Origin of the sequence: Ruegeria sp. HKCCA5763, from assembly GCF_013034545.1 — a bacterium.
Classification (GTDB): Bacteria; Pseudomonadota; Alphaproteobacteria; order Rhodobacterales; family Rhodobacteraceae; genus Ruegeria.
The window spans coordinates 363,505-370,837 of the sequence record NZ_WQGF01000004.1; the positions used below are offsets into that span (position 1 = coordinate 363,505).

At 50.3% G+C, this 7,333-nt stretch carries 4 protein-coding genes and 3 pseudogenes; 3 read left to right on the forward strand and 4 right to left on the reverse strand.

The features are described 5' to 3' along the window. Entirely contained in the window at positions 1 to 1,140 is a 1,140-nt protein-coding gene (locus GOV89_RS10065) for an acetyl-CoA carboxylase biotin carboxylase subunit family protein (protein ID WP_171238083.1), read from the forward strand. A 388-nt stretch (positions 1,141 to 1,528) separates the two neighbouring features. Next, positions 1,529 to 2,644, forward strand: a complete 1,116-nt coding sequence (locus tag GOV89_RS10070) for a DegT/DnrJ/EryC1/StrS aminotransferase family protein (RefSeq protein ID WP_256368546.1) — start codon at positions 1,529 to 1,531, stop codon at positions 2,642 to 2,644. On the opposite strand, the pseudogene GOV89_RS22825 reads toward GOV89_RS10070, so the two are convergent. Together GOV89_RS22825 and GOV89_RS10075 are read right to left on the reverse strand one after the other, a co-directional pair. Continuing rightward, positions 2,641 to 2,858: pseudogene (locus GOV89_RS22825) on the reverse strand (IS3 family transposase); the annotation flags it as partial. The gene GOV89_RS10070 and the pseudogene GOV89_RS22825 overlap by 4 nt on opposite strands. A gap of 83 nt (positions 2,859 to 2,941) precedes the next feature. Next, positions 2,942 to 4,624 (reverse strand): hypothetical protein, encoded by a 1,683-nt coding sequence (locus GOV89_RS10075; protein ID WP_171238085.1) that lies wholly within the window; start codon positions 4,622 to 4,624, stop codon positions 2,942 to 2,944. A 188-nt stretch (positions 4,625 to 4,812) separates the two neighbouring features. Between GOV89_RS10075 and GOV89_RS10080 the strand changes: the two are divergent. Beyond that, positions 4,813 to 4,962: pseudogene (locus tag GOV89_RS10080) on the forward strand (IS5/IS1182 family transposase); the annotation flags it as partial. A 128-nt stretch (positions 4,963 to 5,090) separates the two neighbouring features. Here the strand turns inward: GOV89_RS10080 and GOV89_RS10085 are convergent. After that, positions 5,091 to 6,404 carry a hypothetical protein gene (locus GOV89_RS10085; RefSeq protein ID WP_171238086.1) on the reverse strand — a complete coding sequence of 438 codons (1,314 nt, stop codon included), beginning with the start codon at positions 6,402 to 6,404 and terminating at the stop codon, positions 5,091 to 5,093. Positions 6,405 to 6,757: 353 nt separating this feature from the next. Further along, positions 6,758 to 6,923, reverse strand: a pseudogene (locus GOV89_RS10090) (transposase); the annotation flags it as partial. Positions 6,924 to 7,333 lie beyond the last annotated feature (410 nt).

Sequence of the window (7,333 nt, forward strand, 5' to 3'; positions counted from 1 at the left end):
GTGAAAGTATTGCTTCTCGACTCCTCTTTTGCCGCAGGTCCGATCTATGACTATCTCCTTTCTGAAAACCACGAGGTTTGGACCATTGGAAATCGCGCCGGGGATCTCTTAGCAAAGCGCGCGGGGAAGCGTTGGATTGAAGAGGACTATAGTAATCTGGCAGCGGTACAGCATCACGTAGAGCGGATAGGTATCGAACGTGTCGTTCCCGGCTGTACCGACTTGTCGATTGCCATTTGTTCCGAACTTCCCATTTGCAATGGGCGCGTGGATTCCGCTCAAACCGTTCGGTTACTTAGCAACAAGGCAATGTTTCGTGAACTTTGTCGAGAATACGATCTACCCGCACCCCGTGCGATCACGCCCGGTGAAAGACCTACGGACGGAAAGTGGATCTGCAAGCCGGCCGACTCCTTCAGCGGCCGTGGTATCTCGGTCATTTCCGGTGCGGATCAAGCTTCGTTCGATGAGGCCGTTCAATGCGCCAGCCGCGCCAGCCCCACTGGGAAATATCTTGTCGAGGAGTTCGTGAAAGGCCAGCTATACAGTTGCACCGGATTCGTGCAAAACCGCCGCCTCGTCGATCCGCATTACGTAATCGAAGGTTCGAGTGTGAACCCTTTTGCGGTAGACACTAGCTATGTTTGCCACGATGTTCCGGTGGAAGCGCGGCAGTGCCTGGAGTCGGGGTTGTCCAAGCTCTGTTCAGCTATCGGTTTGTTGGACGGACTTTTGCACACCCAGTTCATCCTCGATGGCGATCGCGCTTACATTATCGAGTGCTCGCGACGTTGCCCTGGAGACCTTTATTCATTGCTAATAGAGATGAGCACTGGTTCGCGGTTCGCCGCCCATTATGCGAGCTACTTTGTCGGCGGCGATCGAGTATCGGACGGCTGTCGGAAAAGGCATGTGCTTCGGCATACGGTCACCGGGGGAGACCACGGCATTTTTGGTGGTATCCGGGCGCTTGAACCTTTTCCACTCGTTGGATACTACCCGTTACAAAGAGTAGGGGAAGAGGTACAACCCAAACAGGCAAGCCGTTGCGGAGTTGCCTTCTTTGAAACTTCTTCAGAAGAGGAGCTCTCATCCTTATACCAAAGGCTCCTTGACAGGAACATTTATGACGTACTTTGAGGCTTTCCGGAATCAAACTATTTCCCTCATTCGAAGGGGAATGTGTGCACTCTGGTTCTGGTTAGGCACGGCCTCGTAAAGGCTATCGCGGATGTTCAACGCAGTCTTGCTGGTCAATTTTTCGCCAACTGAGCACTTCCGAACAAGGCGCCGCCGAAATGAAGAGCGCATCGGTTTCGGGCTCGTTGCTTGGAACACACAAAGCCACTCGCTAGAAGTGAACGTTTGCGCTGTCGGAAAGCCTACTTTAGTAAGGAAAAACTTGTCGGGGAAAACATCGACAGCACTTGAAACGCCGCAGAGTCGGTATAGAGACACAGCTTTGTTTTTTAATACGAGGCAATGATTGAGGTGAACAATGCGCGACCCACTTTATGTCACTCGGCCTATGCTTCCCGACAGGAACGACTTGAAGGCAATGATCGACGACATCTGGGCGTCAGGTGTAGTGACAAATGGGGGGCCTGTTCATGGGCTGTTAGAGGAGAACATGGCCAATTACCTAGGAGTGCCGACAGCAATGCTGTTTGGCAACGGGACCATCGGGCTTCTTGCGGCTTTGAAGTTACTCCACCTTCCCCCGGGTAGCGAAGTTATAACGTCACCATTGACTTTCGCGGCAACCGCGCATTCGATCCATTGGAACGGGCTCCGCGCGGTTTTCGCCGATGTATCTCCTGAAACGCTGACCCTTGATCCACGGTCAGTAGAGTGCGCGATTACCAGTAATACCTCAGCTATTCTCGGCATCCATGTTTACGGCACTGCCTGCGATGTAGACGCACTACAAGAGATTGCCAACGCACATGAGCTCAAACTGGTTTATGATGCCGCTCACGCATTCGGAACAGAAATCAAGGGCCGTCCGATCGCCATGTTCGGGGACGCGTCCGTCTTCTCCTTTCATGCGACCAAGCTGTTCACCACGCTTGAAGGAGGACTTGTCGCGACGCCGAAACCCGAGGATCAGCAACGCCTTTACTACCTCAGGAACTTTGGAATACTCAACGAAGAGGAAGTTGTGGATATTGGCATCAACGGAAAGATGAACGAGGTTCAGGCTGCCGTGGGTCTCCTTAACCTTCCCCATGTCGACGAGGAACGAAGCAAACGCCGCAAGCTTCGTGCTTTTTATGACGAACAGCTCTCCGCATTGCCGGGACTACGAACCCAAGTGCGCCAAGAAGGTGTGACGTGCTCTGAGCAATATTACCCATTGGTCATAGAGGAATCTCTATTCGGTTGCTCGCGAGACGATATCTATGAGAAGTTGAAGTCCCGCAATATTTTCGCCCGAAAGTACTTCCACCCGATCTGCACAGACTTTGCGCCGTACAGAGGTTTCCCAATTATTTCCGCTCAGGATCGACCGTATGTCGAAACCGTGAAATCTCAAGTACTGTGTCTGCCGTTTTTCGGTGCAATTTCCGAGGTCGACGCGGAAGAGATTTGTTCGATCATAGTGGGGATGTGCAAGGGCAACCGCGCCATTCGGGCGATCTGAACCAATACACGACAGATCCGGCGTTCCGATACCTTCATCTCGTTTCGGACTATGTTAATGCAGGCGCGCCAGCGGGCAGGGCCAATAAGTTTCACAGGGCGGCCTCCTTCAGGTTAAGCTTATCGATTGCTAGGTCGGAGTCTCCCTTCCGAAGCCGTTCGCTCTTCTTCTGAAGCCGTTTGAGCTCTTTGAGTAGGTCAGTTCCCATCCCGCCGGCGCCGATACTAAAAAAGCGTTAAATTTTTCAATAAGATGCTGTCAACATCTTTATCCGGAAACCCTCGAATTTCGAGCTATTTACAGTTTGATACTTTGACTCCAGCTTTCGGTGTATAGCGGTTGCAACTCGAACTCCCGCTTTATTAGCATCTCAATCCGCCGCAGGTAATCGTCGCGCGAATACAGACCATCATAAACTGTCATCATCTTGTCGTTGGCAAGTTGGTAGAGTTCCGGATCCTCGTCCATTTTGCGGATGCGATCGACGATACTCTGGACCATCTCTTCCTCCGACTGAAAGATGTTATAAAAGTCCCTCAAACGCTCTGACGGAAAGAACTCGTCATTATAAACGGCGAACGCAACGCCGCCCTGATAAATGGGTTGTGCAAGATAGCCATCGAAACCTTCACCAAACGTTACTGAGTAACGGCACTTGGAAGCCAAGTCCATGAACGCATCGAAGGTGATCCCTTCGATCTTCAACATTTCGTAGTCGGGCAAGCCAGCGGCAAGAACGTCAAGTACTTTCTGCTTCCAAGGGGCTTCATCCGGAGAGTAGATTATAAGCTTTTCCTTCTCGTGCCGTGGCACGGCTTCATAATTGCTCAGATCAGTGTAGGCCGGTAGCAAAAGCATTGGTGTTCCATAATGATCCGCAAATGACTGCCCAAAATATGCGTGGTGTGCGACCGACTGGGTCAATTGATCGCTGAGTGCGCGTAAATCCTCGTACTCGCTTGGCTCTGGCATGATATCCGTTTTCTGGTTTAATATATTAATAAAAAGATTATCTCGCGCCTCGAGATACTCGAGCGTTTCGTCATTCAAACTATCTACAAATTCAGAAGCTGCGTATTCTGGAATATTTATGTAAACGGTCTTTGCGTTTTTACACCGTACAATCTGCTCAAATCGGAAAACGTCCTCCGAGTTCCTAAAGTTCCTTTGGCGAAGGTAAGTTTCGCCCATCTTGTTGGGACGCGTCATCAAGACAATTTCGAAATTATGCCTATGGCGGAGCTTGTATGCAGCGTTTGCAATAGAGAAGAATGAAAATATCCCACCACTCATCTCGTTATGCTCCGGGATAAGAATTACAAGAATCCTCTCCGCGTCTTCGAGGCTTTGTTTGAATGTACTATCCTGAACCTTGTATTTTGCCTTTAAAATTGGCAAACTTGGCATGAACATGGTACTGTCTGGTAGTTCCCGTCCTTCCTGACGCCCAAACGCTATATAATGTTCAAACGGGTTGACGCCAGCCAACGCAACGTCGGGGTAGCATTTATAATACGCTTGGCAGTCAAACCAAGCATTGGGGTTACGGCCCTCTCTCCAGCCGATCGTCAAAAAATGGAGGAAAGGGTCTTCAGCCATCACATCGAGGCCTTCATTGTGTTCCACATAGTAGTTTTCATCGAACTCGTACCGCATCTTTTTGTGAGTTTCCGCCAGGAGTAGAGCGTCGATGTCGCAATCATCAGGTAAGGGATGGTTGTCTTTGTAATTTAGAATAGCAGATGAAAGGATTTTGGTGTTTCTCTTATTAGCAGATCGAATGAACTTTTCACGCCTTTGAGGTGAAATGAAAGGGAGGTGGGAAAAGACATTTGTAAGGATGAACTTAAAGTGGTTCAGCATCGGTGCATTCATATATTGCGAAGCATAGAGCAGCGCGTCATCTTGGCTAATCTTATCCGGGCGGGATGCAAATTTCATTGAAGTGCCACCTTTTTGGCCTGCCAAAGCTTTGGTCATTTGTTTCTCAATATTTGTCACTGCGTTGTCGCCTATCTTTAGTCGCCATGTAACAAACGAACAAGGTTTGACTTGAGTCTGGCCTCTGCCGGACCACCCGATGGGGGCACGCCACTGCCAATTTGGTTCAGGATGGATTAATGTTCGTCGCGCGGCGTGTTTTATGGCACAGACGCCGGAGCGGCAACATGAGCGATTTCTTCTGGCTTATCGACGCGCAAACGCCGCGTCTGAAACCGTTATTTCCGAAGTCTTAAGGAAAGCCTCGGGCGGACGACAAGCATGTTCTTAATGGAATGATATTCATCAATCGTAAAGGCTTAAGTCGGCATGATGCTTCGCTTGGAAATGAGGAGCACTGACGGCTCGAAACAAAAGGAATCAGTGTTCTCTGAGGTTGCTTTCGCCTCAACCAAAAAAATCCTCGCAATAGCCAGAACGCATTTGCGATGCTTGCCGGGCGCCTCTAATTGGACTGTTTGCGACCTATCCTCACCGACATAGCGCGAGAAACGTACTTCCAGGGATATCGAATTGCATGATCTCTTTCAGCAATCGCATGATCTCTTTCAGCAATCGCATGATCTCTTTCAGCAATCGCATGATCCCTTTCGGAAACTACTCGCTCCTTTTCAACAAAGGCCGCGACCATATTCCGCCTCAGATCTTTCAGCTCAGCAACCTCTTTCATCAATATTTCTACAAGACCCTTATCGCACAGCGCCTCGAGCTCTCGCTCAGACACAGGCGCGTAAGGCTCCCGATCAGAGCTGTAGACCTTTGGAAATGGGTTTTGCAAGAGCGGACGGCCTTCGAGGTAATCGCGAGATATGCGTTCTTCGATGTGCGCACAATCATCCACGATCTTGCGGATCGATGCGTCGTCCATTGTTGCAATCACCGCCCGGTCGTCGCCCGTTTCGGTTTGGTTATAAACGTTTTCTACGAGTCTCAAGCTGTATCGCGCCCGGTTAGGGGTATCTTTCACATACTCCCAAACATACGTGGACACGTCACAGAATTTCCTTGACCTGCTTTTATTGGCCCAGGTATTCCTCAGCCGTGGTACCTGCTCTGGATCCATCCCAATGACATCAAAAAGATCCAACACCACATTCCCGCCAACCAATTGGTCTTTCTCGAATGGCCTATAGACAATTCGGAAACCTTTTCTCCGCATGTCATCCGTTGAATCAAGGAATTTACGAAAATTTGCGTTATATCTTTTTGTGAACTCTTCCAGGCCCAAATCTATCTGCAAGGGGCCATCTACTTCGTTGCCCAATCCGTTCGTCATGGCATTATAGGGTTCCGCATTCTCTGCGGCCCAGGACGCGACAAGATCGGCTGGGTTGCGAACATAGGTCACGATGACTTTTTCGAAACCTTCGAAGACTGAATCCAGCATGACATGCGGCTTTCCCCAAAGCGCTTCTTCAGATATCACGAGGTTTTCCGCGCCCGCAGACTCTAGAGCATCTCTCGCTGCAGCGCGGTCGAAGTCCTCTTGAAACAGGAAATCGGCATTTGCGAAACGAGGAAGGTCGAGTCTCGGCTCCGAAACCGCAGGATACGCCACACCACATGCGAGCAAATTGTCGCGGTTCTCCCACAATACTCTTTGTACCGACGTCGACCCGGTTTTGACCGTCCCAACATGAAAAAATAAAGTCTTGCTTGTCACGGCATGAACCCCCGGGAACTCGAAGTTTTTTAACACTTTCGAAAATGAATGGAAGGCTTGCAAGGCGACTGTGCTGACATTTTTTGGTGCCAACATCCAGCACTGACCCGGTTGGCTCCAACTGGTTTGAACGCCAGTAGCGTCTGCCAAGCAAAGGCGCTCGAGTAGTACGGTTCGGTTGCCGCCACAGCAAGCGTTTCGCCGCAAGACTCTCAAACGCAGATAAAGGATGCACGTGCTTCTATGTGGGCCGACCGTGCGTTGCTCGTATGAGTACCAGCGTCAATAGGCATCGCGCCCGAAAACACAAAAGCGGCGCTCGGCTACTGCAACGGATGCTCCCGTGATAATCTTGGATGCAACTCAAAGTCCTTGAGCGCAAGCTTCGTGATCTGGTGCAGGTATTCTTCCTTGTTTTAGAGCTCTGTATACTCTGCTTCGCGCGCGAGGCTTCCCATCCCACCATATTGCTTGCGCCAGCGGTAATAGGTCTGCTCGGTGATGCCAACCTCACGGATCGCGTCCACGCGCTGCATCCCCCACCTGACCGACAAGCACATAAACTTGCCGCAACATCTGAACTATTTCCTCGGGCTTGTGCCGTTTTTTCGCCATTCTCTGTCCTCCGTTTCTCAAACATAACGGTGGACCAGTTCTGAGGAGGCATTCCACTCCCACTTGAGTGGCCGCTTTGAACGTTAGTGTATGACGGTCTATTGAGATGATGGTTTCTGGGACAGGTAACTTGTAAACACGGTTGGCCAGACGAGACAGTAACCGATTTCGGTTACAATCGCCCAATTCGTTGCGCGAATTACACACCCCATATGTCGGGCGATTGCAAAACCGGCCTAATTTTGTGTAGTTGCCCGTATACGACTACTGGCCTCCGGTGGTTAACTGTTGAAAACTGAGTTGGGGCACACTGCTCCAAGGCGTTGGTTCAAAAGAGAGCAACCATGATGCAAACTGTCCGCCATCAGCACCCATGGAACAGACTAGGTTGATTGCGTAGCGGAGGATTT

Excerpts from the sequence above, each read along its gene's own strand:
- GOV89_RS10070 (WP_256368546.1), top strand. The coding sequence starts at position 1,529 with ATGCTTCCCGACAGGAACGACTTGAAGGCAATGATCGACGACATCTGG.
- GOV89_RS10075 (WP_171238085.1), bottom strand. The coding sequence starts at position 4,624 with ATGACCAAAGCTTTGGCAGGCCAAAAAGGTGGCACTTCAATGAAATTT.
- GOV89_RS10085 (WP_171238086.1), bottom strand. The coding sequence starts at position 6,404 with ATGTTGGCACCAAAAAATGTCAGCACAGTCGCCTTGCAAGCCTTCCAT.